Genomic DNA, 22,357 nt, shown 5'->3' with positions numbered 1-22,357 from the left:
GGTGAAAAGGGGGCGGGCCGAATGGCCCGTCCCAGGGCGCGTGCTGTCGGAACGTGGCGTTGTCTAGCTGCTCCCTCCGTCCGAGCAACGCGGATGGCGCGCGCCCGATCCGAAGGATGGAGACATGAGAATGCGGAGTTTTTCCATGATGTTAGTCGAAGAGACCCAGGTGCCCCAGGCGGTGCTGCCGGTCGCTGATTTCAAGTCTCACCTGCGGCTGGGCAGCGGTTTCGCCGAGGACAGCGTGCAGGACGCGGTTCTGGAAAGCTTCCTTCGGGCAGCGATGGCCGCAGTCGAGGCGCGCACCGGCAAAGTGCTGATCGAGCGCGAATACAGCTGGACCCTAAGCCATTGGCGCGATGCCAGTGGGCAGGGGCTGCCGGTCGCTCCGGTCAGTGCGATTTCTCAAGTGGTTCTGGTAGACCGCACCGGAGATGAGACCACACTTGATGCGGGCCGCTATGCGCTGCGTGCTGACATGCAACGCCCCCGTTTGTGCCCCGTATCGGGGATGCTGCCCACGGTTCAGACGGGTGGCAGCATTCGGATCGGATTTCTGGCTGGCTATGGTCCGGAATGGTCGGACCTGCCTTCGGATCTGGCGCAAGCTGTAATGATGCTGGCGGCTCATTATTATGAATACCGCCATGAAACGGCCTTGTCCGGGCGCTGCATGCCGTTTGGAGTGACCAGCTTGCTGGAACGTTATCGCAACGTGCGAGTCTTCGCCGGGGGGGCGTCATGAAAGCCCCGCGCCTGAACAGGGCGCTGGTGTTGGAAGAGGCCGTAAACGTGGCCGATGGCGCCGGTGGGTTCAACCAAAGTTGGTCTTCGTTGGGACAGCTTTGGGCGGATGTAAGCTTTCGGTCGGGCCGCGAGGCAGGCCGGGGCGGCGGTGCCGTTTCGCTGGCCTCGTACAAGATCACGGTACGCGGGGCGCCGGTCGGCAGTTCGCGGCGGCCGCGGCCAGACCAGCGGTTCCGCGAAGGCACGCGCCTGTTCCGCATTCTTTCGGTCGGAGAGTTCGACGCAGAGGGACGCTATTTGACCTGTATCGCCAAAGAGGAGGCCGCAGCATGAGCTATGCGATGTCCGCGGCCCTACAAGGCGCGGTTTTTCAACAGCTGATCACGGATACCACTTTGGGCGGGCTGGTTGGTGCCAATGTGTTTGACGCGGTGCCTGCGGGCGAGGTGCCGGACACCTATGTCAGCCTGGGCCCCGAGCTGGTGCGGGACCGTTCGGACAAGACAGGCGCGGGGGCCGAGCACGAGTTCACCGTCACTGTCTATACGACCGAGGCAGGGTTCAGCGGCGCCAAAGAGGTCGCCGCGGCGATCTGCGATGCGCTGGTGGATGCGCCATTGGCCCTTTCGCGGGGGCATCTGGTGGCGATGAACTTCTTCAAGGCCCAGGCGGTCCGCGACCGTACGGGATCCGGGCGGCGGATAGACCTGAAGTTCCGCGCCCGCGTCGAAGACAACTGAATTTTCAAATGATGGAGTGAGTGAAATGGCTGCTCAAAATGGCAAGGATCTGTTGATCAAGGTGGACCTGACCGGGGACGGCGCGTTCGAGACCATCGCGGGGCTGCGCGCCACGCGGGTGAGTTTCAATGCGGAAAGCGTGGATGTCACCAGTCTGGAAAGCCAGGGAGGCTGGCGCGAGCTGCTGGGGGGCGCCGGGGTGAAATCGGCTTCGATCTCTGGGTCGGGCGTGTTCAAGGATGCGAACACCGACGAACGGGCACGGCAGATTTTCTTTGACGGGGAAACCCCTGATTTCCAAGTGATTATCCCAGATTTCGGCATCGTCGAAGGGGCGTTTCAGATCACCGGGATCGAGTATTCGGGCAGCCACAACGGCGAGGCGACCTATGAGATGTCGATGGCCTCGGCCGGGGTGCTGACCTTTACTGCGGACGCCTGAGATGGCGAACCCGTGGGCAGGTGAAGTGGATCTGGTCCTCGATGGCCAGCGCCGGGTGTTGAAGTTGACACTGGGGGCGCTGGCCGAACTTGAGGTGGCGCTTGAAACCGGATCGCTGGTGCAACTGGTCGAACGTTTCGAGGGCAGCGCCTTCACTGCGCGGGATGTTCTGTTGCTGTTAGCGGCAGGGTTGCGCGGCGGCGGCTGGGATGGGACGGCCTCGGATTTGGCGAATGCGGATATCGAGGGTGGGCCGATGGCGGCCGCACGTGTTGCAGCCGAGCTGCTGGCGCGCGCCTTTGCCATGCCCGGCCACCCGAAATGAGCGGGTTTGACTGGCCCACGTTAATGCGGGCGGGGTTGCGGGGTTTAGGATTGTCGCCAGCAGAATTCTGGCGGCTGACCCCGGCCGAGCTGCAACTGCTTTTGGGGGCCAGTCCTGGCAATGCGCCGTTGGCGCGCGCGCGTTTGGACGAGCTGCTGGCGGCCTATCCGGACACAAAGAAGGAGACGGAAAATGGCGGAGTTTGACGGATTGGACGACTTGAACGATCAGGTCGATACGCTTGAGGATACGCTGGGGGCGGCCTCGGTTATGGCGGCCGGGTTCGAGGCCGAGCTGCGCCGCGTGCAATCGGCGATGGGCGCCACGACCGTGGATGTTGGCGCCTTGGAAAAGGGATTGAGCAAGGGGCTGCGCAAGGCTTTTGACGGCGTCATATTGGATGGCGATAAGCTGTCGGATGCGCTGGACACGGTGACGCGCTCGATGCTGGACGCAGTCTATGCCTCGGCGGTGAAGCCCGTGACGGACCATTTTGGTTCGGTGCTGGCACAAGGGATCGGCGGGCTGATGTCCGGGATTTTGCCCTTTGCGGATGGCGGCTCGTTCAGCCAGGGGCGGGTCATGCCTTTTGCCAATGGCGGTGTTGTCAGTGGTCCCACGTATTTTCCCATGCGTGGTTCGACCGGCCTGATGGGCGAAGCTGGCCCCGAAGCGATCATGCCCCTGACCCGTGGGCGCGACGGCAAGCTGGGTGTGCGCAGCGAGGGCGGCGGCAGCACGACGGTCGTGATGAATGTCACCACGCCCGATGTCGAGGGGTTCCGCCGCTCACAATCTCAAATCGCAGCGCAAATGGGGCGCGCGCTTGGGCGCGGCCAGCGCATTCGTTGATCAGAGGGCAAGCAGATGCAGTTTCACGAGGTAAGATTTCCCGCCAACCTGAGTTTTGGCGCAATTGGCGGTCCCGAACGGCGCACCGATGTGGTGACGCTGGTGAACGGCCATGAAGAACGCAACACCCCTTGGGCGCATTCCCGGCGGCATTACGATGCAGGCATGGGAATGCGGTCGTTGGACGATGTCGAGGCGCTGATCGCATTTTTCGAAGCGCGTCGGGGCCAGATGTACGGATTCCGATGGAAAGATTGGTCGGACTACAAATCCTGCCTGCCCTCGCAAACCGTGGCCTATGACGATCAGGTGATCGCCTACGGAGACGGCGAGAAGACTCAGTTCCAGTTGGTGAAAAATTACCGCTCGGCCGAGCATGTCTATGCCCGTCCAATTACCAAACCTGTACTGGGAACCGTGCGTCTTGGCATCGATGCGGATGAGCTGCGCGAGGGGGTGCATTATTCGGTCGACGTGTCGACGGGCGTGGTCTCGTTGGCTGTTGCGCCGGGTGAAGGCGAGGAGATCACCGCCGGGTTTGAATTCGACGTGCCGGTGCGATTTGACACAGATCGCATCCGATCAAGCGTGGCCAGTTTCCAGGCGGGCGAGGTGCCGGATGTGCCGGTGATCGAGGTGCGGGTATGACGATGAATGCGGAAATGCAGGCTCATCTGGCGACTGGAGTTACCACCTTGTGCCGGGTTTGGGCGGTAGAGCGCTCAGACGGGCATGCCTTGGGTTTCACGGACCATGACCGGGACCTTGCCTTTGACGGGATCACCTTTCGGGCGGATACCGGGCTCACGGCCATGGCGTTGCAGCAGGGGACGGGCCTGTCGGTTGATAACACCGAGGCCATGGGCGCGCTGAGCGATGCAGCGATCTCGGAGGCGGATATCGAGGCTGGGCTTTATGACGGAGCCGAGGTCCGGTGCTGGTTGGTCAACTGGGCGGATGTAAATCTGCGCGCCTTGCAGTTTCGTGGACAGATTGGCGAGATCCGCCGCGACGGAGGCGCCTTCGAGGCCGAGTTGCTGGGCCTGACCGATCTGTTGAACCAACCGATGGGGCGGGTGTACCAGGCGCCTTGTGCGGCTGTTTTGGGGGATGCGTCTTGCGGCAAGGACATCTCTGAAGAAGGCTATCAGGCTGAGGTCGAGGTTCTGTCCGTCGAGGGCAATATCCTGACCTTCGCTTCGATGCCAGGTTACGAGGTGCAGTGGTTCCAACGCGGTGTCCTGGAGGTTCTTAGCGGCTCTGGCGCGGGACAATCCGTGCCGATCAAGCGGGACTGGGAAACTCAAAACGGCCGCGAGATTACCTTGTGGACGGCTATGGGTGCCCCTGTGAGCGCGGGGGACACCGTTCGTTTGACTGCAGGATGCGACAAAAGGATGGAGACCTGCCGCAACAAGTTCAACAACCTGATCAATTTTCAGGGTTTCCCAGACATTCCGGGCAATGACTGGACCGTCGCCTTTCCGGCCTCGGAAACCGCTACGGGGGGAAGCCGCCGATGAGCCATCCCCAAGTTGTGGCGGCTGCACGGGGCTGGATTGGCACGCCTTATCGACATCAATGCAGCACCCGTGGCGCGGGAACCGATTGCCTGGGGTTGCTGCGCGGTGTTTGGCGCGAGTTGATCGGCCCCGAACCCGAAGTGGTCCCAAACTACACGCGCGACTGGTCAGAACCTGACGGCACCGAGGAACTGTGGCGCGTTGCGACCAGTCATCTTGTGCACAAGGACCTGACAGACGAAGCCCCGGGCGATGTTCTGTTGTTTCGGATGCGCGCAGGCAGCGTGGCCAAACATTTGGGTATTGCCGCTCGTGTCGGAGACACCGCCTCATTCATTCACGCCTATTCGGGCCATTCGGTTGTCGAAAGCCCGCTTAGTATCCCGTGGCGACGCCGTATCGTTGCCCGGTTTTCATTCCCCAAAGGAGACATGTGATGGCAACTATTCTGCTTTCTGCTGCCGGCGCTGCGGCCGGTTCGGCCATGGGGGGATCGCTTGCAGGGCTGTCGATGGCGACGGTCGGGCGTTTTGTCGGAGGCTCGTTAGGTCGTGTGATCGACCAATCGCTTATGGGCGGAGGCTCGGATGTTGTCGAAAGCGGGCGGGTGGACCGTTTCCGCTTTACCAGCGCGGGCGAGGGCGACGCGATCGCACGCAGCTATGGCAGGATGCGCCTTGGTGGACAGGTGATCTGGGCCAGCAAGTTCACCGAGCATGTCGAGACGAACTCGGGCGGGGGCAAGGGCGGCCCGCCGCAGCCTGACACCAACACATATCACTATACCGTCAACCTGGCCGTGGCCCTATGTGAGGGGCAAATTGATGGCGTGGGGCGGATCTGGGCGGATGGCTCGGAAGTCGCGCCGACTGATTTGAATATGCGCGTCTACCCTGGAAGCAGCACCCAGTTGCCGGACCCCAAGATGGAAGCGATCGAGGGCGCGGGCGCGGTGCCTGCCTATCGCGGTACCGCCTATGTCGTTTTCGAGGATCTGAACCTGTCGGTCTTCGGCAACCGGGTGCCTCAATTCTCGTTCGAGGTGCTGCGCGCGGACCGCGTGTACGAGGGCCAGTCAGATGCCGAACCTGCCCGCGCCGTGCAGGGTATCGCCCTGATCCCCGGTACGGGTGAATACGCCTTGGCGACTGAACCGGCCGTCATCGAGCATGGTCTTGGTCAGAGCGTGACGTCGAATGTGAACAGCCCTTCGGGGAAACCCGATTTTTTGACCTCAATGGATCAGCTGGAGCAAGAGCTGCCCAGTTGTGATGCTGTCTCGTTGATTGTCAGCTGGTTCGGCAATGATCTGCGCTGTGGTGAATGCGAGATCCGCCCTATGGTCGAACAAACCGAACATGATTCCGGCAATATGCCGTGGCAGGTAGCGGGCCTTACGCGTGCAGCGGCCCAGGTAGTGCCCGAGCTGGATGGTCGCGCAGTTTACGGCGGAACTCCGACCGATCAGTCGGTCATCCAGTCGATCAGCGAAATGGCAGCGCGCGGGAAACGGGTGATGTTCTATCCGTTCATCCTGATGGACCAGCTTGAGGGCAACGGCCTGACCGACCCTTATGGCGCGGACGAACAAGCTTCGTTGCCTTGGCGAGGTCGGATTACGGGTGCCATGGCACCGGGGCAGGATGGATCGCCAGACGGAACGGCACTGGCCGAGGCCGAAATTGCCGCTTTTTTCGGGACTGCCCAGGCCAGCGATTTCAGCATTGCAGATGGACAGGTGACCTATGCCGGGCCGGCCGAGTGGTCCTATCGTCGGTTCATCTTGCATAACGCCGCGCTGTGCGCCGCTGCAGGGGGCGTCGAGGCGTTCTGTATCGGTTCGGAAATGCGCGGTCTGACACAATTGCGCGGCGCCGGAAACAGCTTTCCTGCGGTGTCTCAGCTGGTTGCGCTTGCGGCCGAAGTGCGCGCTATTCTGGGGCCAGTTGTCAAACTGGGCTACGCCGCTGATTGGTCTGAATATTTTGGCTATCATCCTCAGGATGGGTCTGGCGATGTGTTCTTTCATCTTGATCCGCTGTGGGCCGATGACGAAATCGATTTCGTGGGAATTGACAACTATATGCCCGTTGCTGATTGGCGCGACGGAATGGACCACTTGGATGCGGACTGGGGCTCGATCTATGATCTGGGCTATCTGCGCAGCAACATCGAGGGCGGCGAGGGCTTTGCGTGGTATTACCATTCGGATGCAGCACGTCAGGCCCAAATCCGAACCGACATCACCGACGGTGCGCATCAAGAGCCCTGGGTCTTTCGTTTCAAGGACCTACGCAATTGGTGGGCCAACGACCACCATGAGCGTGTAGGCGGTGTGCGTTCGGAAACTCCGACCGGATGGGTGCCACAATCTAAACCACTGTGGTTTACCGAGCTTGGCTGCGCAGCCGTGGACAAAGGTGCGAACCAACCGAACAAGTTTCTGGACAAAAAATCCTCGGAATCGGCGCTGCCGCATTTTTCTTCGGGTCAGAGGGATGACTACATGCAGATGCAATATCTGCGTGCGGTGCTGGGGTATTGGGCGGATGAAGCCGTCAATCCGATCTCGGAAGAATATGGCGGGCCGATGCTGGATCTGTCTAACGCCTATGTCTGGGCTTGGGATGCGCGACCCTATCCACATTTCCCTGCCAACGAGGCTCTGTGGTCGGACGGGGCAAACTATCGAAAGGGGCATTGGCTGAATGGGCGCGGATCATCGCGCAGTCTTGAGTCCGTTGTGCGAGAGATTTGCGCGGAATCTGGTGTTACGGCGCTGCGAACCGAGCGCCTGCATGGTGTCGTACGCGGCTATATGGCCGATGACGTGGCCACAGCGCGCGCGGTTTTGCAGCCCCTGATGCTTCGTCACGGCTTTGATGCGATCGAGCGTGACGGTGTTCTGGAATTTCGTACCCGTGATGGACGCGCGGACCAGGTTGTCCACCCCAACGGCCTTGCCGTGACCAGTGACGCGCCGAATGGGTTGGCCAAATTGCGCGAAAATGAAAGTGAAATGGTCGGCCGGGTCCGTTTGCGTTTTGTCGAGGCCGAGGGTGACTTTGCGACCATCGCCGAGGAAGCGATCCTGCCGGACGAAGCCAGCCACGCAGTATCGTCTTCGGAAATGCCTCTGGTGATGAGCCGCGCCGAGGGGCGGCAGGTGGTCGAGCGCTGGCTGACCGAGGCACGGATCGCCCGCGACACGGTTCACCTTGCCCTGCCTCCCTCGAGCGGTGCCTTGGGGGCGGGGGATGTCGTGCAACTGGCCGATGGTCATCGCTACAGGTTGGACCGGGTGGAGACTGGCACCTCTCTTCTGGCCGAAGCGGTGCGGGTTGAAGAGGAAACCTATCGCCCCGTGGATATCGACGAAACACCGGCCTCGGTTGCGCCATTCATCGCGCCTTCGGTGGTATTCCCGCTATTCATGGATTTACCCTTGCTGGTTGGCGATGAAGAACCGCATGCCCCTCATGTTGCGGCAACTGCGCAGCCATGGCCGGGGACCTTGTCGGTCTATCGTGGGGTTGAAGACAGTGGGTACAGTCTGCTGCAATCGCTGGACGCGCCAGCCACGCTTGGGCAGCTAACAGCACCTTTGTTTGCGGGACCCGTGGGCCGGTTCGACCGCGCCAATGTAATCGAGCTTGACCTGGTGCGCGGCGAACTGACCGGCATTTCCGAGCTAGCCTTGCTGAACGGGGCGAACGCAGCGGTGATCGGCGATGGCAGTCCGGAAAACTGGGAGGTCATCCAATTTCAGAACGCCGAATTGGTTGGGCCGAGCAGCTATCATCTTAGCGGTCTGTTGCGTGGACAATCGGGCAGCGACGGCTTGATGCCGGATGCATGGCCCGCGGGCAGCTACTTCGTTTTGCTGAACGGGGCACCGCAGCAATTGGCGGTGCGCTTGTCCTCACGTAATGTAAGTCATCACTACAGGATCGGACCCGCAGGGCGCAGCTATGACGATCCCTCGTATCAGCATCAGGTGCAGGCATTTGCGGGTATCGGCCTTAAACCCTATGCGCCAGCACATCTGAGCGCCACAGACGTGGGCCCGGATCTGGAACTGAGTTGGATTCGCCGCACCCGGATCGACGGCGATAGCTGGGAATCCGTCGAAGTGCCCCTTGGGGAAGAAAGCGAATCCTACTTGATCCGCGTCCTGCAGGGCACGACCGTGATCCGACAGGAAATGGTCTCGGCGCCCGCTTGGACCTATACCGCGGCCATGCGGTCCGCAGATGCCATTAGCGGGATTTACCGCGTCGAGGTGGCGCAAATCTCGGCCAGGTTTGGTGCGGGATATGCCGCCCGACTGGACCTGAGTGCCTGATCTTGTCTGACCCGCCCCCGTGGCGGGTCATTCTTTTTCGTGATCATCCCCTTCAAAGCTTTGCATTTTCCCTGACGGTCCTATCTGCTATAGTCTATCGGACCGGAGGGCCAAATTATGGTTGAAACACGCGCAAAACTGACCGAGCTGGATCCCGTTTGGTCGCGGATCATTGCCGAAGCCGAGCAAGCCGTCGAAGACGAGCCGCTGCTGGGCGGTCTTTTGCATTCCAGCATTCTGCATCACAACTCGATCGAAAAGGCGCTAGCGTATCGGATTTCGCTCAAGCTGGCCTCGAACGAGATGTCCGAGCAGTTGTTCCGCGAGATTTGCGATAGCGCCTACAAGGCTGACCCGGACTTGGCCCTGTCCGCCCGCGCTGACATCGTTGCCGTGTACGAGCGTGACCCGGCCTGCCACCGTTTTGTCCAGCCTTTGATGTTTTTCAAGGGTTTCCAAGCCGTTCAAGCCTATCGTGTTGCCCATTGGCTGTGGGGAGAAGGCCGTCGTGACATGGCCTATTTTTTCCAGATGCGTATCTCGGAAACCTTCGGTGTGGACATTCACCCGGCTGCCAAGATTGGCAAAGGGATCATGATTGACCATGCGCACTCGATCGTGATCGGGGAGACCGCCGTGGTGGGCGATAATGTCAGCCTGCTTCATTCGGTTACACTGGGCGGGACCGGTAAGGAAGACGAGGATCGTCACCCCAAGATTGGCGACGGCGTTCTGATCGGTGCGGGCGCGCATGTTCTGGGCAATATCACGATCGGCCATTGCTCTCGTGTGGCTGCCGGTTCGGTCGTGCTGCATGACGTGCCGCCAAAAACCACCGTGGCCGGGGTGCCCGCCAAGGTGGTCGGTGAGGCCGGATGCGAGACACCCTCGGTCACCATGGACCAGTTGATCAGCACCCGCTGAACGTCCCAAACCCCAAGATCAGGACCGCAATGCCGACTCGGGCTTGCGGTCCATTTTTTTGGTATGCGCGAATTGGTCGGCGTATCGCGTCATTTTGTTCTTTGCATTCACCCATATTTGGAACCGCTTTCCAAAACTTCTGATTGTGGTGATTTTGCACGCTGCCTACCATATCCGCAAAATCACCCATCAGGAGACGCGACATGACACGACAGACCCAAGGGCGCGGGCAGCTGTATGGCTCGGTTCTGGAGACCATCGGCGACACCCCGGCCATTCGCATCAACAAGCTGGCCCCGGACCATGTGAATCTCTATGTGAAGGCCGAGGCGTTCAACCCTGGCGGCTCGGTCAAGGATCGTCTGGCGCTTAGTATCATTGAGGCCGCCGAGGCCTCAGGGGCGCTGAAGCCCGGCCAGACGGTCGTCGAGGCGACCAGCGGCAACACCGGCATCGGCCTGGCCATGGTCTGTGCGGCCAAGGGCTATCCTCTGGTCATCACCATGGTGGAAACCTTCAGCGTTGAACGGCGTAAATTGATGCGGTTCCTGGGCGCCAAGGTGATCTTGACCCCGAAAGAGGAAAAAGGCACCGGCATGTATCAAAAGGCCAAGGAACTGGCCGAAAAGAACGGCTGGTTCTTTGCCCGCCAGTTCGAAACCGAAGCTAATGCCGATATCCACGAGAACACGACCGCACGCGAAATCATGAATGATTTCAAGGATAAAGGCCTGGACTATTTTGTTTCAGGCTTTGGAACGGGTGGCACCATCACCGGGGTCAGCCGGGTTCTGCGCGCCGAAAGCCCGGACACCAAGATCATCCTGACCGAGCCGACAAACGCCGCCTTGATCCAAAGTGGCGCCGTGCAGGATCGCACGGATGATGGCGAACCTGCGGTCAGCCATCCGGCGTTCCAACCGCACCCGATCCAAGGCTGGACACCTGACTTTATCCCGCTGGTTCTGCAGGAACTGCTGGACAAGAACGGCTATGACGAACTGTTGCCTGTGGCGGGGCCCGATGCCATCGCCGCCTCGCAGGCCCTGGCGCGGGACGAGGGGGTCTTTACCGGAATTTCGGGGGGCGCCACCTTTGCAACCGCTCTGAAAGTTGCCGAAACCGCGCCCGAAGGCTCGACCATTTTGGCGATGCTGCCGGATACCGGCGAACGGTACCTGACCACGCCACTGTTCGAGGGCGTCGAGGCCGAGATGACGGACGAAGAGATCGCACTGATGCAATCCACGCCCGGTTATCAGATGGGCTGAGCCACAATCGAAAAACAAAAACGCCGGGGCGAAACCCCGGCGTTTTCTTTTGTATTCAGAAGGCCTTAGGCCAGCATGGTCATCGGGTTTTCCAGGTTTTCCACGATAGCTTGCAGAAGGTTCGCGCCCAGGGCACCGTCGATCACGCGGTGATCCACGGACATGGTCACCGACATGACTGTGGCCACGGTCAGCTCGCCGTCGGCGCCGACAACCGGCTTTTTCACGCCCGAGCCAACGGCCAGGATGCCCGAATGCGGCGGGTTCACGATGGCGTCGAAGTTGTCGATGCCGAACATGCCCAGGTTCGAGATGGCAAAGGTTCCGCCCTGATACTCATGCGGCGCCAGTTTGCGGTCACGAGCACGGGCCGCCAGGTCCTTCATCTCGGACGACAGGGCGGACAGCGACTTCATGTCCGCGTCCTGCAGAACCGGGGTGAACAGACCGCCTTCGATCGCGACAGCAACTGCCACGTCCGAGGGCTTAAGCTGCAGAACACGATCACCGGCCCAAACAGCGTTACATTCGGGCACCGCTTGCAGGGCGTTGGCAACGGCCTTGATGATGAAGTCGTTAACCGACAGTTTGACCCCACGGCCTTCCAGCTGTTTGTTCAGCTGGCTGCGGAATTTCAGCAGGGCGTCCAGCTGAATGTCACGGCGCAGATAGAAATGCGGGATGGTCTGCTTGGCCTCGGACAGGCGCGCGGCGATGGTTTTGCGCATGCCGTCCAGCTTGACCTCTTCGAAGTCGCGATCCGCGTACATTTTCAGCACGGTATCGGTCGACGGGCCGGTGGGGGCAGCTGCGGCAGCCGGGGCAGGCGCAGCGGTGGCAGGAGCAGCTGCAGCCGCTGCAGGCGCCGGTTTGGCCGTGGCATTTTCCACGTCCGCCTTGACGATACGGCCACGGGGACCCGAGCCAGAGATCTGCGACAGGTCCAGACCCTTGTCAGCCGCGATGCGACGCGCCAGGGGCGAGGCGAAAATGCGCGATCCGTCCGCAGCAGCAGGTGCCGCCGGGGCAGGGGCCGAAGCAGAGGGAGCGGCGCCCTCAGCGGCGGCAGGCGCCGCCTCGGCCGCCGCTGCGGCAGGAGCCGCGGGCGCGCTGGTGTCGATGTCATCGGCGCTTTCACCGTCTTCCAGCAGGACGGCGATTGGTGTGTTCACCTTGACCCCTTCAGAGCCATCGGCGACCAGGATCTTGCCGATCACGCCATCGTCCACGGCTTCGAATTCCATCGTCGCCTTGTCGGTTTCAATTTCGGCCAGAAGGTCGCCCGATTGCACGGTGTCGCCTTCTTTGACCAGCCATTTTGCCAGCGTGCCTTCCTCCATGGTGGGGGACAGGGCGGGCATCAGGATTTCGGTAGGCATCAGAAATTCTCCTTACCGGTAAGTGACTTGGCGAACGGCGGCGATCACTTCGTCTGTGGTGATCAGCGCGTGGCGTTCAAGGTTTGCTGCATAGGGCATGGGCACGTCCTTGCCGGTGCAGTTGATCACGGGGGCGTCCAGGTAATCGAAGGCGCGTTCCATGATCGTGGCCGACAGGTGGTTGCCGATCGAGGCGACGGGGAAGCCTTCCTCGATGGTAACGCAGCGGTTGGTCTTCATGACCGAGGCCAGCACGGTGTCATAATCGATCGGGCGCAGCGTGCGCAGGTCGATGACCTCTGCCGAAATGCCGTCTTCGGCCAGCTTGTCCGCGGCTTCCAGCGCATATTGCATGCCGATACCGAAGGAAACCAGCGTCACGTCGGTGCCTTCGCGCCAGACGCGGGCCTTGCCGAAGGGAACGGTGAAATCATCCATGTCCGGTACATCGAAGCTGCGGCCATAGAGGATCTCGTTTTCCAGGAAGATCACGGGGTTGGGGTCACGGATCGCAGTTTTCAGCAGACCCTTGGCATCCGAGGCCGAGTAGGGGGCCACGACTTTCAGACCGGGGATCTGGGCATACCATGCCGAATAGTCCTGGCTGTGCTGCGCGCCCACGCGGGCGGCCGCACCGTTCGGGCCACGGAACACGATCGGGCAACCCATCTGGCCACCGGACATGTACAGCGTTTTCGCAGCCGAGTTGATGATGTGGTCAATTGCCTGCATGGCGAAGTTGAAGGTCATGAACTCGACAATCGGGCGCAGGCCGCCAAAGGCCGAACCCACGGCGATCCCGGCGAAACCATGCTCGGTGATCGGGGTGTCGATGACGCGTTTCGATCCGAACTGATCCAGCAGACCCTGAGAGATCTTGTAAGCGCCCTGATATTCGGCGACTTCTTCGCCCATCAGATAAACGCTTTCGTCACCGGTCATTTCTTCGGCCATCGCGTCGCGCAGTGCTTCGCGGACCGTTTGCTGTTTCATCGGCGTGCCTTCGGGCCAGTCAGGCTCCAGCTCGACTGTGGGCACAGGCGTTGCAACCGCGGCAGGGGCCGAGGCCAGTTTGCCTTCTTCGCCTTCCAGAACGGTCGGCACGGCGGTGCTGCTGTCTGAAACCTGGATGTCGTCAGCGCTTTCACCTTCTTCAAGCAGGATCGCGATGGGGGTGTTCACTTTCACGCCCTCGGTTCCGTCCTCGATCAGGATCTTGCCGACGATACCTTCGTCAACCGCTTCAAACTCCATGGTGGCCTTGTCGGTTTCAATCTCGGCCATGATGTCACCGGATTGAACAGTGTCGCCTTCCTTGACCAACCATTTGGCCAGGGTGCCTTCCTCCATCGTGGGGGACAGCGCGGGCATCAGAATTTCGGTAGCCATATCTCTGTCTCCTTACGCGTAGATGTCGGTCCACAGCTCTTCGAGCGCGGGTTCGGGGCTGGTTTTGGCGAATTCCGCCGAGGCGTTGACGATTTCCTTGATCTCTTTATCGATCGCTTTCAGGTCGTCTTCGGTGGCGTGCTTGCCGCTTAGCAGCAGTTCGCGCACGTTTTCGATGGCGTCACGCTCTTCGCGCATTTTCTGGACTTCGTCGCGGGTCCGGTATTTCGCCGGGTCCGACATCGAGTGGCCGCGATAACGGTAGGTTTTGACCTCAAGGATATAGGGGCCCTTGCCCGAACGGCAGTGGGCGACGGCCTTCTCGCTGGCGGCTTTCACGGCCAGAACGTCCATGCCGTCGACCGCTTCACCGGGGATGCCGAAGGCTTCGCCGCGGGTGTACAGCTCGGGGGTCGAGGTCGAGCGCGCCTGGGCGGTGCCCATGGCGTATTGGTTATTCTCGATCACGAAGATCACCGGCAGGCTCCACAGGGCGGCCATGTTGAATGTCTCATAGACCTGGCCCTGGTTGGCGGCGCCGTCACCGAAATAGGTAAAAGTCACGCGACCATTTTCGTTGTATTTGTCCGCAAAGGCCAGACCGGCGCCCAGCGGCACCTGTGCGCCCACGATGCCGTGGCCACCGTAGAAATGCTTCTCTTTGCTGAACATGTGCATCGAGCCGCCCTTACCCTTCGAGTAGCCGCCTTCGCGGCCGGTAAGTTCAGCCATCACACCGTTGGGATCCATGCCGCAGGCCAACATATGGCCGTGATCGCGGTACGAGGTGATGCGCTTATCGCCTTCTTCAGTCGCGGCCTCCAGACCGACAACAACGGCTTCTTGGCCGATGTACAGGTGGCAGAAACCACCGATCAGGCCCATGCCGTACAGCTGACCGGCTTTTTCTTCAAAACGACGGATCAGCAACATGTCGCGGTAGAACTGCTTCAGCTCGTCGGCTGAAACGTTCGACTTACTTTGGGTTTTTCTGGCAGCCATGCGGCGTTCTCCTCCCGGGTTGAGCAATAGTTTAGTGTTAAACCAATTTATACAGCATCGAATCTATTTGTGCGAGCGCAAATTGACGCAAGGGCGCAATTCTTGGAATTGCACCTGTAAACAAAGATTTAGATGTAGATGGAGGAGGATGTTAGCGAATAACCAACTCGTCCGCGCGCAGCATCCCCAGAACCGAGCGTGCTTGCTCGTCCAAAAGATCCAGATCCAGATAATCGTCGGACAGGCGCTTGGTCAGGTTCTCCATCCGGGTGACTTCGGCGCTCAGACCGGCCAGTTCGACTTCAAGATTGCGGGTTTCGGCTGTGATCTCGGCGCGGCGAAACACACCAAAGCTACCTTGCACGGCAGCAAAGGTAAAATACGCCCCGGCGGCGAATGCCAATGAAAAGAAAAGCCAAGCCCCAAGTGCGGGGGTCCTGCGACGTGCCATGTGATCTGCCTCTGGTTCCGCCTCTGACGGGCGGTAGAGCTAGAATGCCACAAGTGATTCGCTTTGTGAATCCCCGAAATGCCCCATTACCAAGACTTTTTTCGACCTAAGGGAACCCAGCCTTGGACGTTGCGTTACGGTGGATCGAACGCCCCTGTGCGCCCATGTTGCCGACAGGCGAAGGGAGGATCGCATGACAGTTTCCGGGCATGGTGCGCTTAATACGCATGAAGTGGCCAATCAACCACAACCGCGGTTGTCGCGGAATTTCTGGGCTGAGGATCAGCCGCTGCGCGAACAGGCCGCGCATGCCGGGGCGGATACTTCTGTTCTGGCGCAGGCCGGGCATGACTATGGCACAGAGCAGATGCTTCATGCCGCAGAAGAGGCCCGCCGCGATCCCCCGCGTTTGATCTCCTTTGGCCGTGATGGCCGGCGCCTGGACGAGGTTCACTTCAACGCGGGCTATCATGCGGTGATGGCTTTGGGCGCAAAAAGTGGCTATGCCGCCTTGCCGTGGGAGGGTGCAGCAGGGGGTCATGCAACCCACGCGGCCCTGACCTATTATATGGCGCAGTTAGAGCCAGGCATCTCGTGCCCGTTAACCATGACTTATGCGGCAGTGCCTGCCTTACAGAACGATACAGATCTGGCCGCCCTATGGACCCCCAAGCTGACGGCGCGCGACTATGATCCGCACATCGCCCCCTTGTCGCAGAAGTCCAGCGCCACCATGGGGATGGCGATGACGGAAAAACAGGGCGGCTCGGACGTGCGGGCCAATGCCACGCGTGCCGTGCGCGATGGCAGCGACTATCGGTTGATCGGTCATAAATGGTTCTGTTCGGCCCCGATGTGCGATGGGTTTCTGACGCTGGCGCAGGCCCCCGGCGGACTGACCTGTTTCGTCGTTCCGCGCTGGTTGGAGGACGGCTCGCGCAACACGATGCATGTGTTGCGGCTGAAAGAAAAGCTGGGGAACCGGGCTAATGCGTCGTCCGAGATCGAGTATGACTATGCGCTGGCCCATCGTTTGGGCGAAGAGGGGCAGGGGGTTAAGACCATCATCGAGATGGTGCATCACACCCGTCTGGACACGGCCATTGCCCCGGCAGGTCTGATGCGCGCAGCGCTGAGCGAAGCGAAATGGTGGGTTGCAGGTCGCAGCGCGTTTCAGCGGCGCTTGATCGATCAGCCGTTGATGCAATCGGTGATGGCCGATCTGGCACTGGACCAAGAGGCCGCCCTGGCGCTGGCCATGGGCTGTGCGCATGCCTTTGACGGGCAGACGGATGAGGATCGCGCCTTTGCCCGCATCGCGGTGGCTTTGGCTAAATACCTGTCCAACAAACGTGCGCCGGGGGTGATCTATGAGGCCATGGAGTGCCTGGGCGGTATGGGATATATCGAGGAAACCCCGATGCCGATGCTGTATCGCGAGGCGCCGCTGAACTCGATCTGGGAAGGGTCAGGCAATGTGATCTGTCTGGACATTCTGCGGACCCTCGCGCGGGCGCCCGCATCGGCCGAGGCGCTGATGGCCCGTTTGCAGCGGGTTTTGGGGCAGGATGCGCGGTATGATGCGGCCCTGCAGGCCCATTCCGAACGCTGGCCCGGAGTCCCACCCGAGGCCGAGGCGCGCTGGTTCACCGAAAGCCTGGCCACGCTGCTGGCAGCGTCGATGCTGTTGGAAACTGCGCCGAATGCGGTGGCGGACGGGTATATCACCACGCGGATTGCCGGGCAGCGCGGCGCGACGGCGGGGGCGGTCAGCGGCATAGATTGCGCAGCGATCATGGCGCGGATTTAGGGGGCCGTTCTAGGGGGCTGGGCGGTCGTCCAGCGCCAGCTGGAGAAACGCCAGGTCCAACCATCGCCCGAATTTCTGCCCCACCTCGGGCATCAGCCCGGTTTGGGTGAAACCCAATCGTTTATGCAGAGCGATCGAGGCAGAGTTTTGGGCCTCGATCCCGGCGACCATTACGTGCAACCCGTCGGCGCGGGCCTGCGTGATCAGTGCCTCCAGCAATCGGCGACCAATCCCGCCGCCCTGGGCCTCGGGGGCGACATAGACGGAATGCTCGACCGTTTGGCGATACCCATCAAAGGCGCGCCACGGCCCGTACGAGGCATAGCCCTGCACGCCTTCCTGATCCCACACAAGCACGGGCATGCCCGCGGCAAACCTGTCCTGCATCCAGATCGCGCGGTTTTCCGCATCGACAGAGACATCATTCCAGATCGCGGTGGTATGCGTAACCGCGTGGTTATAAATCGCGGCGATGGCAGGGGCGTCGGTGGGCGTAGCGGTACGGATCATGGGGGGCTCATGTACAAAGGGCGGCCCCAACGGAACCGCCCTTTGCATAAACTGTCAAGTCAGGCTTAGCCTGCGATCGACGCCTTGTAGATTTCGTCAACGGTTCCGGCCAGGGTCTGATCAAATTCCGTGTCTGCCTGCTTGGCCGACAGTCCTTCGGTCAGCGCGCGCGAGAAGCTGGCGATGATGCCGGTGTTTTTCGACAGGCGGTCGTTCGCCTCGGAGCGCGAATAGCCACCCGACAGGGCCACGACACGCATCACGCGGGGGTGGTCGACCAGCGGCTTATAGGTATTCTCGGCTTCGGGCAGGGTCAGTTTCAGCATAACCTGTGCGTCTTCGGGCAGGGCATCCAGACCCTTCTTGATCTCGGCCAGCAAGATCTGCTCGGCTTCGGCCTTGTCGGCGATGGAAATGGTCACCTCGGGTTCGATGATCGGAACCAGTCCGTGGTCCAGGATCTGCTTGCCGATGGCGAATTGCTGATCAACGACCTTGGCGATCCCCGTGGGCGTGGCCGCGTTGATAACCGAGCGCATCTTGGTGCCGAAAATCCCTTTGGACACGGCCTTTTCCAGCAGGGCGTCCAGATCGGGCATGTCTTTCATCACGCAAACGCCGTCTTCTTCGTCAGCCAGTCCCTTGTCGACCTTCAGGAAGGGAACGACGTGACGCTCTTCCCACAGGTAGGTCGCCGAGGGTTTGCCGCCGATGTCGCTGTCCATGGTGCGTTCGAAAAGGATCGCGCCGATAATCTGCTTGCCGGTGAATGCGGGCGAGTTCACGATGCGGGCGCGCATGTCGTGGATCAGGCCGAACATCTCTTCGTCGTTGCTATAGGCGTCCTCTTCGACACCGTACAGTTTCAGCGCCTTGGGGGTCGACCCACCGCTTTGGTCCAGCGCTGCAATAAAGCCATCGGCGCTGGTGATCTGTTTGGTTTGCTGTTCGTTGGACATCGTCGTTTCCGTTCAAATCTCAGTAACAATACGAGGGGGCGCCTCGGGAACTCGTCGCGAACTTAGGTCAGTCGCCCCCGAGGTGCAATTGTGGTCGCGCTAACGACCATGCAGTTGGGCGAATTCAGGCCGCGGGGGCCTCGAGTGCCGCAACACCGGGCAGTACCTTGCCTTCCATCCATTCCAGGAAAGCGCCGCCCGCAGTCGAGATATAGGTGAAATCTTCGGCGGCGCTAGCTTTGTTCAGCGCAGCGACGGTGTCGCCGCCCCCCGCAACCGAGGTCAACGCGCCGGATTTGCTTAGCTCGGCGGCCTGTTTGGCCGCAGCATTGGTGGCCGTATCGAAGGGCTCGATTTCAAAGGCGCCCAGCGGGCCGTTCCAGATCAGCGTCTTGGCACCGCCCAGAACTGCGCTGATGCGCTGAACACTGGCGGGGCCAGCGTCCAGAATCATCTTGTTGGCAGGGCAGGCGTTGGCGGCCACGGTGCAATTTGCAGCGCCGGCTTTGAATTCGGCGGCCACGACCACATCCGAGGGCAGCACGATATCGCAGCCAGCGGCCTTGGCCTTGCCCATGATCTCGTTTGCGGTGTCAGTCATGTCGTGTTCGGCCAGCGATTTGCCCACGTCAATGCCCTGGGCGGCCAGGAAGGTGTTGGCCATGCCGCCGCCGATCACCAGGTGATCGACCTTGGCAACCAGGTTGCCCAGCAGCTCCAGCTTGGTCGAGACTTTCGCGCCGCCCACAACCGCAACGACGGGACGGACGGGTTTACCCAGCGCGGCTTCCAGGGCCTCAAGCTCGGCTTGCATCAAGCGGCCCGCACACGAGGGCAGCAAGCGCGCAATCGCCTCGGTCGAGGCATGGGCGCGGTGGGCCGCCGAAAACGCGTCATTGCAATAGACATCGCCCAGCTTCGCCAGACGCGCGGCAAATTCAGCGTCGTTCTTTTCTTCACCAGGATGGAAGCGGATGTTTTCCAGCAGAGTGACTTCGGCGTTCTTGACCTCGTCGGTGGGGGTTTCTGCCCCTTCCAGCGTTTCCACGAAGGCCACTTTGCGGCCCAGGGCTTTTTCCAGCGCGCCCAGCGTTACGCGCAGCGACATGTCCAGAACGACCTTGCCCTTTGGACGGCCGAAATGCGCCATCAGGATCGGGCGGCCACCTTTGGCCAGGATGTCATTGACGGTGGGGACGATCCGCTGGATCCGCGTGGCGTCGGTCACTTCGCCATCGCGTACGGGGACGTTGATATCCACGCGCACCAATACGCGCTTACCGTCCAATTCCATGTCATCCAAAGTCTTCCAACCCATCGTGGTCTCTCCGCGCAATAAATTTTGCTCTCTCTTGGCGTGAAGCCGCCCTATCGTCAAGCTCTGGCTTGGCAAGCGCGGCGATGCGCCTTAGGAAAGTGCCAACACCAAACGAAGGAGCCCCCAATGGCCGAGATCAAAGACCCCGAAAACACCATCCTGATGGAACTGAAAAACGGTACCGTCGTGATCGAGCTGCTGCCCGACGTAGCGCCCAAACATGTCGAACGCATGAAAGAGCTGGCGCGCTCGGGTCAATATGACAACGTGGCCTTTCACCGGGTCATCGACGGTTTCATGGCCCAGACCGGCGACGTGCAGCATGGCGACATGGAAGACGGGTTCAACCTGTCGCGCGCGGGTACTGGCGGGTCGGACCTGCCTGACGTGCCGGCTGAATTCTCGAAGATCCCCCATGCGCGCGGCAGCCTGGGCGCGGCGCGTTCGATGAACCCGAACTCGGCCAACTCGCAGTTCTTCATCAACTTCAAGGACAATGACTTCCTGAACGGTCAGTACACCGTGTACGGCCAGGTCATCGAGGGCATGGAGCATGTCGACGCCATCACCCGCGGCGAACCCCCTGCGAACCCTGACCGCATGATCAGCGTCAAGGTGGCGGCAGATGCGTAAGCTGGCATTCGCTTTGGCCATGCTGGCCAGCCCGGCCGCGGCAACCGGTCTGAACATCCAGATCGAAGGCGAGGGCGCCAATGGCACCGTCGTTATCGACCTGTTCGAAGATCTGGCGCCGGGCCATGTTGAACAGATCGCCGCGCTGGCCGCAGAAGGCGCTTATGACGGCGTCGTCTTCCACCGCGTGATCGAGGGCTTCATGGCCCAGACCGGCGACGTGAAATTCGGCAAACTGGGCGAGGATATGCGCCGGGCAGGGATGGGCGGTTCGGACCGTCCGAACCTGAAGGCCGAATTCTCGGATGCGCCCTTTGATCGTGGTATCGTGGGCATGGCGCGGGCAGCTGACCCGGACTCGGCCAACTCGCAATTCTTCATCATGTTCGCACCGGGCCATTTCCTGAACGGTCAGTACACCGTCATTGGCCAGGTGACCGAAGGGATGGAGGTCGTCGACCAGATCAAGCGCGGCAAAGGCCGCAACGGCACGGTTGTCGGCCAACCGGACGTGATGACCAAGGTCACTGTCACCGAATAAATGCGTCATATGGCGTGTCTTGGACCCGGCCAGTTCTGGCCGGGTCTTTGCGTTTCTGGCCTCTCACACCCGGTCACGATCCTGTGCGGGGGCTATCTATCGGGCGACTGCAGCGGCATCCTTGGTCCCAACGCCGGAGGAGACCCATGCGCCAACTGCTTGCTGCCCTTGCCCTTACCGTTCTGACTGCCGCGCCCGCTCAGGCGCAGGCCCCGTTCTGGGAATACGAATGGCCCAACACCAATTTTGAAAAAACCAGCATCACCGACTGGTCCGAGATCATGTCTGGCGGCCCCGGCAAAGACGGAATCCCGGCGCTGACGGATCCCGAATTCAAACCCGCAGCCGAGGAAACGCGCTTTACCCAGACTGAGGCGGTGATCCTTCTGGAGTCCGATAAAGGCCCCGCGCGGGCGTATCCTTTGCGCTATCTGATGTGGCATGAGATCGTGAATGATCGGGTGGACGGGCAGGCGGTGGCGGTGACCTATTGCCCGCTGTGCAACTCGGCCATGGTGTTTGACCGTACGGTGAAGGGGCAGGAACTGGAGTTCGGTGTCTCGGGTAAGCTGCGCAACTCGGACATGGTGATGTATGACCGGCAAACTCACAGCTGGTGGCAGCAGGCCATCGGTACAGGTATTGTCGGGGATCTGACCGGGGTCGAGCTGCAAACCCTTCCGGCCCGTATGGTTGGCTGGGCGCAGTTTCTAAAGGCGCATCCCGATGGGCTGGTGATGAAACAGCCCGCCCATGCGCGCCCGTATGGGGCCAATCCTTACCGATCCTATGATCTGGCCCAACGTCCATTCCTGTATAGCGGGGAAAATCCGCCGCATGGGATCGCTCCGCTTGCTCGTGTCGTGCGCGTCGGGGATCGCGCCTGGCCGCTGGAACGTCTGGCCGAACTGGGCCAGCTGACCGAGGCAGGCGTAACCCTGCAATGGACCTCTGGCCAAGCCTCGGCCCTTGAGGCTGGCGCAGTGGGCGAGGGGCGTGATGTCGGCTCGATCCGGGTGCTGGACGGGCAGGGGCGGGATATGGCCCATGACGTTCTGTTCGCCTTTGCCTTCCACGCTTTCTGGCCCGACGGGCAATGGATGTTGGGCGGCGGTTAATTCCGTCGTTGCCTGCCCCGCGCCCCTGCGCTACACACGTCGTTATGAAACGGACCATCTGCATTATCTGCTGCATTA

At 61.0% G+C, this 22,357-nt stretch carries 24 protein-coding genes; 17 read left to right on the top strand and 7 right to left on the bottom strand.

Annotated features, from left to right (window positions below; genetic code table 11):
- The first annotated feature begins 145 nt into the window (after positions 1–145).
- From ACOQOQ_RS13780 to cysK, 13 genes are all read left to right on the top strand, one after another.
- Positions 146–745: a head-tail connector protein gene (locus tag ACOQOQ_RS13780; protein ID WP_420567562.1), complete on the top strand. Its 600-nt coding sequence runs from the start codon at positions 146–148 to the stop codon at positions 743–745.
- Complete coding sequence (locus ACOQOQ_RS13775) at positions 742–1,080, top strand: head-tail adaptor protein (protein ID WP_420567561.1); 339 nt, start codon at positions 742–744, stop codon at positions 1,078–1,080. The genes ACOQOQ_RS13780 and ACOQOQ_RS13775 overlap by 4 nt, the downstream gene beginning before the upstream one ends.
- Positions 1,077–1,487: a DUF3168 domain-containing protein gene (locus ACOQOQ_RS13770; RefSeq protein ID WP_420567560.1), complete on the top strand. Its 411-nt coding sequence runs from the start codon at positions 1,077–1,079 to the stop codon at positions 1,485–1,487. The genes ACOQOQ_RS13775 and ACOQOQ_RS13770 overlap by 4 nt, the downstream gene beginning before the upstream one ends.
- 25 nt (positions 1,488–1,512) lie before the next feature.
- Complete coding sequence (locus ACOQOQ_RS13765; protein WP_420567559.1) at positions 1,513–1,929, top strand: phage major tail protein, TP901-1 family; 417 nt, start codon at positions 1,513–1,515, stop codon at positions 1,927–1,929.
- A gap of 1 nt (position 1,930) precedes the next feature.
- Positions 1,931–2,254: a gene transfer agent family protein gene (locus ACOQOQ_RS13760; protein WP_420567558.1), complete on the top strand. Its 324-nt coding sequence runs from the start codon at positions 1,931–1,933 to the stop codon at positions 2,252–2,254.
- Positions 2,251–2,460, top strand: a complete 210-nt coding sequence (locus ACOQOQ_RS13755) for a rcc01693 family protein (protein WP_420567557.1) — start codon at positions 2,251–2,253, stop codon at positions 2,458–2,460. Before ACOQOQ_RS13760 ends, ACOQOQ_RS13755 begins: the two co-directional genes overlap by 4 nt.
- Complete coding sequence (locus ACOQOQ_RS13750; RefSeq protein WP_420567556.1) at positions 2,447–3,106, top strand: phage tail tape measure protein; 660 nt, start codon at positions 2,447–2,449, stop codon at positions 3,104–3,106. The genes ACOQOQ_RS13755 and ACOQOQ_RS13750 overlap by 14 nt, the downstream gene beginning before the upstream one ends.
- Positions 3,107–3,121: 15 nt before the next feature.
- Complete coding sequence (locus ACOQOQ_RS13745; RefSeq protein ID WP_420567555.1) at positions 3,122–3,754, top strand: phage distal tail protein, Rcc01695 family; 633 nt, start codon at positions 3,122–3,124, stop codon at positions 3,752–3,754.
- On the top strand, positions 3,751–4,629 hold the full coding sequence (locus tag ACOQOQ_RS13740; protein WP_420567554.1) for a DUF2163 domain-containing protein: 879 nt from the start codon (positions 3,751–3,753) through the stop codon (positions 4,627–4,629). The genes ACOQOQ_RS13745 and ACOQOQ_RS13740 overlap by 4 nt, the downstream gene beginning before the upstream one ends.
- Positions 4,626–5,066: an NlpC/P60 family protein gene (locus ACOQOQ_RS13735; protein WP_420567553.1), complete on the top strand. Its 441-nt coding sequence runs from the start codon at positions 4,626–4,628 to the stop codon at positions 5,064–5,066. The genes ACOQOQ_RS13740 and ACOQOQ_RS13735 overlap by 4 nt, the downstream gene beginning before the upstream one ends.
- On the top strand, positions 5,066–8,974 hold the full coding sequence (locus ACOQOQ_RS13730) for a baseplate multidomain protein megatron (RefSeq protein ID WP_420567552.1): 3,909 nt from the start codon (positions 5,066–5,068) through the stop codon (positions 8,972–8,974). The genes ACOQOQ_RS13735 and ACOQOQ_RS13730 overlap by 1 nt, the downstream gene beginning before the upstream one ends.
- Before the next feature lie 117 nt (positions 8,975–9,091).
- A complete protein-coding gene (gene cysE, locus ACOQOQ_RS13725; RefSeq protein WP_420567551.1) occupies positions 9,092–9,898 on the top strand; it encodes a serine O-acetyltransferase in 807 nt (268 codons plus the stop codon).
- A 203-nt stretch (positions 9,899–10,101) separates the two neighbouring features.
- Positions 10,102–11,169 carry a cysteine synthase A gene (gene cysK, locus ACOQOQ_RS13720; protein ID WP_420567550.1) on the top strand — a complete coding sequence of 356 codons (1,068 nt, stop codon included), beginning with the start codon at positions 10,102–10,104 and terminating at the stop codon, positions 11,167–11,169.
- Positions 11,170–11,234: 65 nt separating this feature from the next.
- On the opposite strand, the gene ACOQOQ_RS13715 is transcribed toward cysK, so the two are convergent.
- The 4 genes from ACOQOQ_RS13715 to ACOQOQ_RS13700 form a co-directional block, all read right to left on the bottom strand.
- Positions 11,235–12,548, bottom strand: a complete 1,314-nt coding sequence (locus ACOQOQ_RS13715) for a pyruvate dehydrogenase complex dihydrolipoamide acetyltransferase (protein WP_420567549.1) — start codon at positions 12,546–12,548, stop codon at positions 11,235–11,237.
- 12 nt (positions 12,549–12,560) lie between these two features.
- Positions 12,561–13,937 (bottom strand): pyruvate dehydrogenase complex E1 component subunit beta, encoded by a 1,377-nt coding sequence (locus ACOQOQ_RS13710; protein ID WP_420567548.1) that lies wholly within the window; start codon positions 13,935–13,937, stop codon positions 12,561–12,563.
- 12 nt (positions 13,938–13,949) lie between these two features.
- Complete coding sequence (gene pdhA / locus ACOQOQ_RS13705; RefSeq protein ID WP_420567547.1) at positions 13,950–14,939, bottom strand: pyruvate dehydrogenase (acetyl-transferring) E1 component subunit alpha; 990 nt, start codon at positions 14,937–14,939, stop codon at positions 13,950–13,952.
- Between the two features lie 151 nt (positions 14,940–15,090).
- Positions 15,091–15,390, bottom strand: a complete 300-nt coding sequence (locus tag ACOQOQ_RS13700) for an FtsB family cell division protein (protein ID WP_420567546.1) — start codon at positions 15,388–15,390, stop codon at positions 15,091–15,093.
- Between the two features lie 193 nt (positions 15,391–15,583).
- On the opposite strand from ACOQOQ_RS13700, the gene ACOQOQ_RS13695 reads away from it, so the two are divergent.
- On the top strand, positions 15,584–17,200 hold the full coding sequence (locus ACOQOQ_RS13695; RefSeq protein ID WP_420567545.1) for an acyl-CoA dehydrogenase family protein: 1,617 nt from the start codon (positions 15,584–15,586) through the stop codon (positions 17,198–17,200).
- Positions 17,201–17,209: 9 nt separating this feature from the next.
- Here ACOQOQ_RS13695 and ACOQOQ_RS13690 read toward each other — a convergent pair whose 3' ends face one another.
- The 3 genes from ACOQOQ_RS13690 to ACOQOQ_RS13680 form a co-directional block, all read right to left on the bottom strand.
- Positions 17,210–17,710 carry a GNAT family N-acetyltransferase gene (locus ACOQOQ_RS13690; RefSeq protein WP_420567544.1) on the bottom strand — a complete coding sequence of 167 codons (501 nt, stop codon included), beginning with the start codon at positions 17,708–17,710 and terminating at the stop codon, positions 17,210–17,212.
- A 65-nt stretch (positions 17,711–17,775) separates the two neighbouring features.
- The gene (locus tag ACOQOQ_RS13685) at positions 17,776–18,669 is read right to left on the bottom strand and encodes a fructose bisphosphate aldolase (RefSeq protein WP_420567543.1); all 894 of its coding nucleotides are present in this window, start codon (positions 18,667–18,669) and stop codon (positions 17,776–17,778) included.
- A gap of 124 nt (positions 18,670–18,793) precedes the next feature.
- Entirely contained in the window at positions 18,794–19,987 is a 1,194-nt protein-coding gene (locus tag ACOQOQ_RS13680; protein WP_420567542.1) for a phosphoglycerate kinase, read from the bottom strand.
- A gap of 126 nt (positions 19,988–20,113) precedes the next feature.
- Here ACOQOQ_RS13680 and ACOQOQ_RS13675 point away from each other — a divergent pair, with 126 nt between their 5' ends.
- The 3 genes from ACOQOQ_RS13675 to ACOQOQ_RS13665 all read left to right on the top strand — a co-directional run bounded on the left by ACOQOQ_RS13675 (position 20,114) and on the right by ACOQOQ_RS13665 (position 22,279).
- Complete coding sequence (locus ACOQOQ_RS13675; protein WP_420567541.1) at positions 20,114–20,620, top strand: peptidylprolyl isomerase; 507 nt, start codon at positions 20,114–20,116, stop codon at positions 20,618–20,620.
- Entirely contained in the window at positions 20,613–21,161 is a 549-nt protein-coding gene (locus ACOQOQ_RS13670) for a peptidylprolyl isomerase (protein ID WP_420567540.1), read from the top strand. The genes ACOQOQ_RS13675 and ACOQOQ_RS13670 overlap by 8 nt, the downstream gene beginning before the upstream one ends.
- Positions 21,162–21,307: 146 nt before the next feature.
- Positions 21,308–22,279 (top strand): DUF3179 domain-containing protein, encoded by a 972-nt coding sequence (locus ACOQOQ_RS13665; RefSeq protein ID WP_420567539.1) that lies wholly within the window; start codon positions 21,308–21,310, stop codon positions 22,277–22,279.
- The last annotated feature ends 78 nt before the right edge of the window (positions 22,280–22,357 follow it).

The organism is Thalassovita sp., from assembly GCF_965218685.1.
Lineage (GTDB): Bacteria > Pseudomonadota > Alphaproteobacteria > Rhodobacterales > Rhodobacteraceae > Thalassobius.
Note: the sequence above shows the minus strand (reverse complement) of the source record. Positions and strands in the feature narration are given on the sequence as shown.

Bases quoted from the DNA above. Each gene is read 5' to 3' on its own strand.
- pdhA (WP_420567547.1), bottom strand. From the start codon at position 14,939: ATGGCTGCCAGAAAAACCCAAAGTAAGTCGAACGTTTCAGCCGACGAG.
- cysK (WP_420567550.1), top strand. From the start codon at position 10,102: ATGACACGACAGACCCAAGGGCGCGGGCAGCTGTATGGCTCGGTTCTG.
- ACOQOQ_RS13775 (WP_420567561.1), top strand. From the start codon at position 742: ATGAAAGCCCCGCGCCTGAACAGGGCGCTGGTGTTGGAAGAGGCCGTA.
- ACOQOQ_RS13755 (WP_420567557.1), top strand. From the start codon at position 2,251: ATGAGCGGGTTTGACTGGCCCACGTTAATGCGGGCGGGGTTGCGGGGT.
- ACOQOQ_RS13700 (WP_420567546.1), bottom strand. From the start codon at position 15,390: ATGGCACGTCGCAGGACCCCCGCACTTGGGGCTTGGCTTTTCTTTTCA.
- ACOQOQ_RS13770 (WP_420567560.1), top strand. From the start codon at position 1,077: ATGAGCTATGCGATGTCCGCGGCCCTACAAGGCGCGGTTTTTCAACAG.
- ACOQOQ_RS13745 (WP_420567555.1), top strand. From the start codon at position 3,122: ATGCAGTTTCACGAGGTAAGATTTCCCGCCAACCTGAGTTTTGGCGCA.
- ACOQOQ_RS13680 (WP_420567542.1), bottom strand. From the start codon at position 19,987: ATGGGTTGGAAGACTTTGGATGACATGGAATTGGACGGTAAGCGCGTA.
- ACOQOQ_RS13730 (WP_420567552.1), top strand. From the start codon at position 5,066: ATGGCAACTATTCTGCTTTCTGCTGCCGGCGCTGCGGCCGGTTCGGCC.
- ACOQOQ_RS13690 (WP_420567544.1), bottom strand. From the start codon at position 17,710: ATGATCCGTACCGCTACGCCCACCGACGCCCCTGCCATCGCCGCGATT.
- ACOQOQ_RS13665 (WP_420567539.1), top strand. From the start codon at position 21,308: ATGCGCCAACTGCTTGCTGCCCTTGCCCTTACCGTTCTGACTGCCGCG.
- ACOQOQ_RS13765 (WP_420567559.1), top strand. From the start codon at position 1,513: ATGGCTGCTCAAAATGGCAAGGATCTGTTGATCAAGGTGGACCTGACC.
- ACOQOQ_RS13685 (WP_420567543.1), bottom strand. From the start codon at position 18,669: ATGTCCAACGAACAGCAAACCAAACAGATCACCAGCGCCGATGGCTTT.
- ACOQOQ_RS13710 (WP_420567548.1), bottom strand. From the start codon at position 13,937: ATGGCTACCGAAATTCTGATGCCCGCGCTGTCCCCCACGATGGAGGAA.
- cysE (WP_420567551.1), top strand. From the start codon at position 9,092: ATGGTTGAAACACGCGCAAAACTGACCGAGCTGGATCCCGTTTGGTCG.
- ACOQOQ_RS13760 (WP_420567558.1), top strand. From the start codon at position 1,931: ATGGCGAACCCGTGGGCAGGTGAAGTGGATCTGGTCCTCGATGGCCAG.
- ACOQOQ_RS13780 (WP_420567562.1), top strand. From the start codon at position 146: ATGATGTTAGTCGAAGAGACCCAGGTGCCCCAGGCGGTGCTGCCGGTC.
- ACOQOQ_RS13675 (WP_420567541.1), top strand. From the start codon at position 20,114: ATGGCCGAGATCAAAGACCCCGAAAACACCATCCTGATGGAACTGAAA.
- ACOQOQ_RS13670 (WP_420567540.1), top strand. From the start codon at position 20,613: ATGCGTAAGCTGGCATTCGCTTTGGCCATGCTGGCCAGCCCGGCCGCG.
- ACOQOQ_RS13750 (WP_420567556.1), top strand. From the start codon at position 2,447: ATGGCGGAGTTTGACGGATTGGACGACTTGAACGATCAGGTCGATACG.
- ACOQOQ_RS13735 (WP_420567553.1), top strand. From the start codon at position 4,626: ATGAGCCATCCCCAAGTTGTGGCGGCTGCACGGGGCTGGATTGGCACG.
- ACOQOQ_RS13715 (WP_420567549.1), bottom strand. From the start codon at position 12,548: ATGCCTACCGAAATCCTGATGCCCGCCCTGTCCCCCACCATGGAGGAA.
- ACOQOQ_RS13695 (WP_420567545.1), top strand. From the start codon at position 15,584: ATGACAGTTTCCGGGCATGGTGCGCTTAATACGCATGAAGTGGCCAAT.
- ACOQOQ_RS13740 (WP_420567554.1), top strand. From the start codon at position 3,751: ATGACGATGAATGCGGAAATGCAGGCTCATCTGGCGACTGGAGTTACC.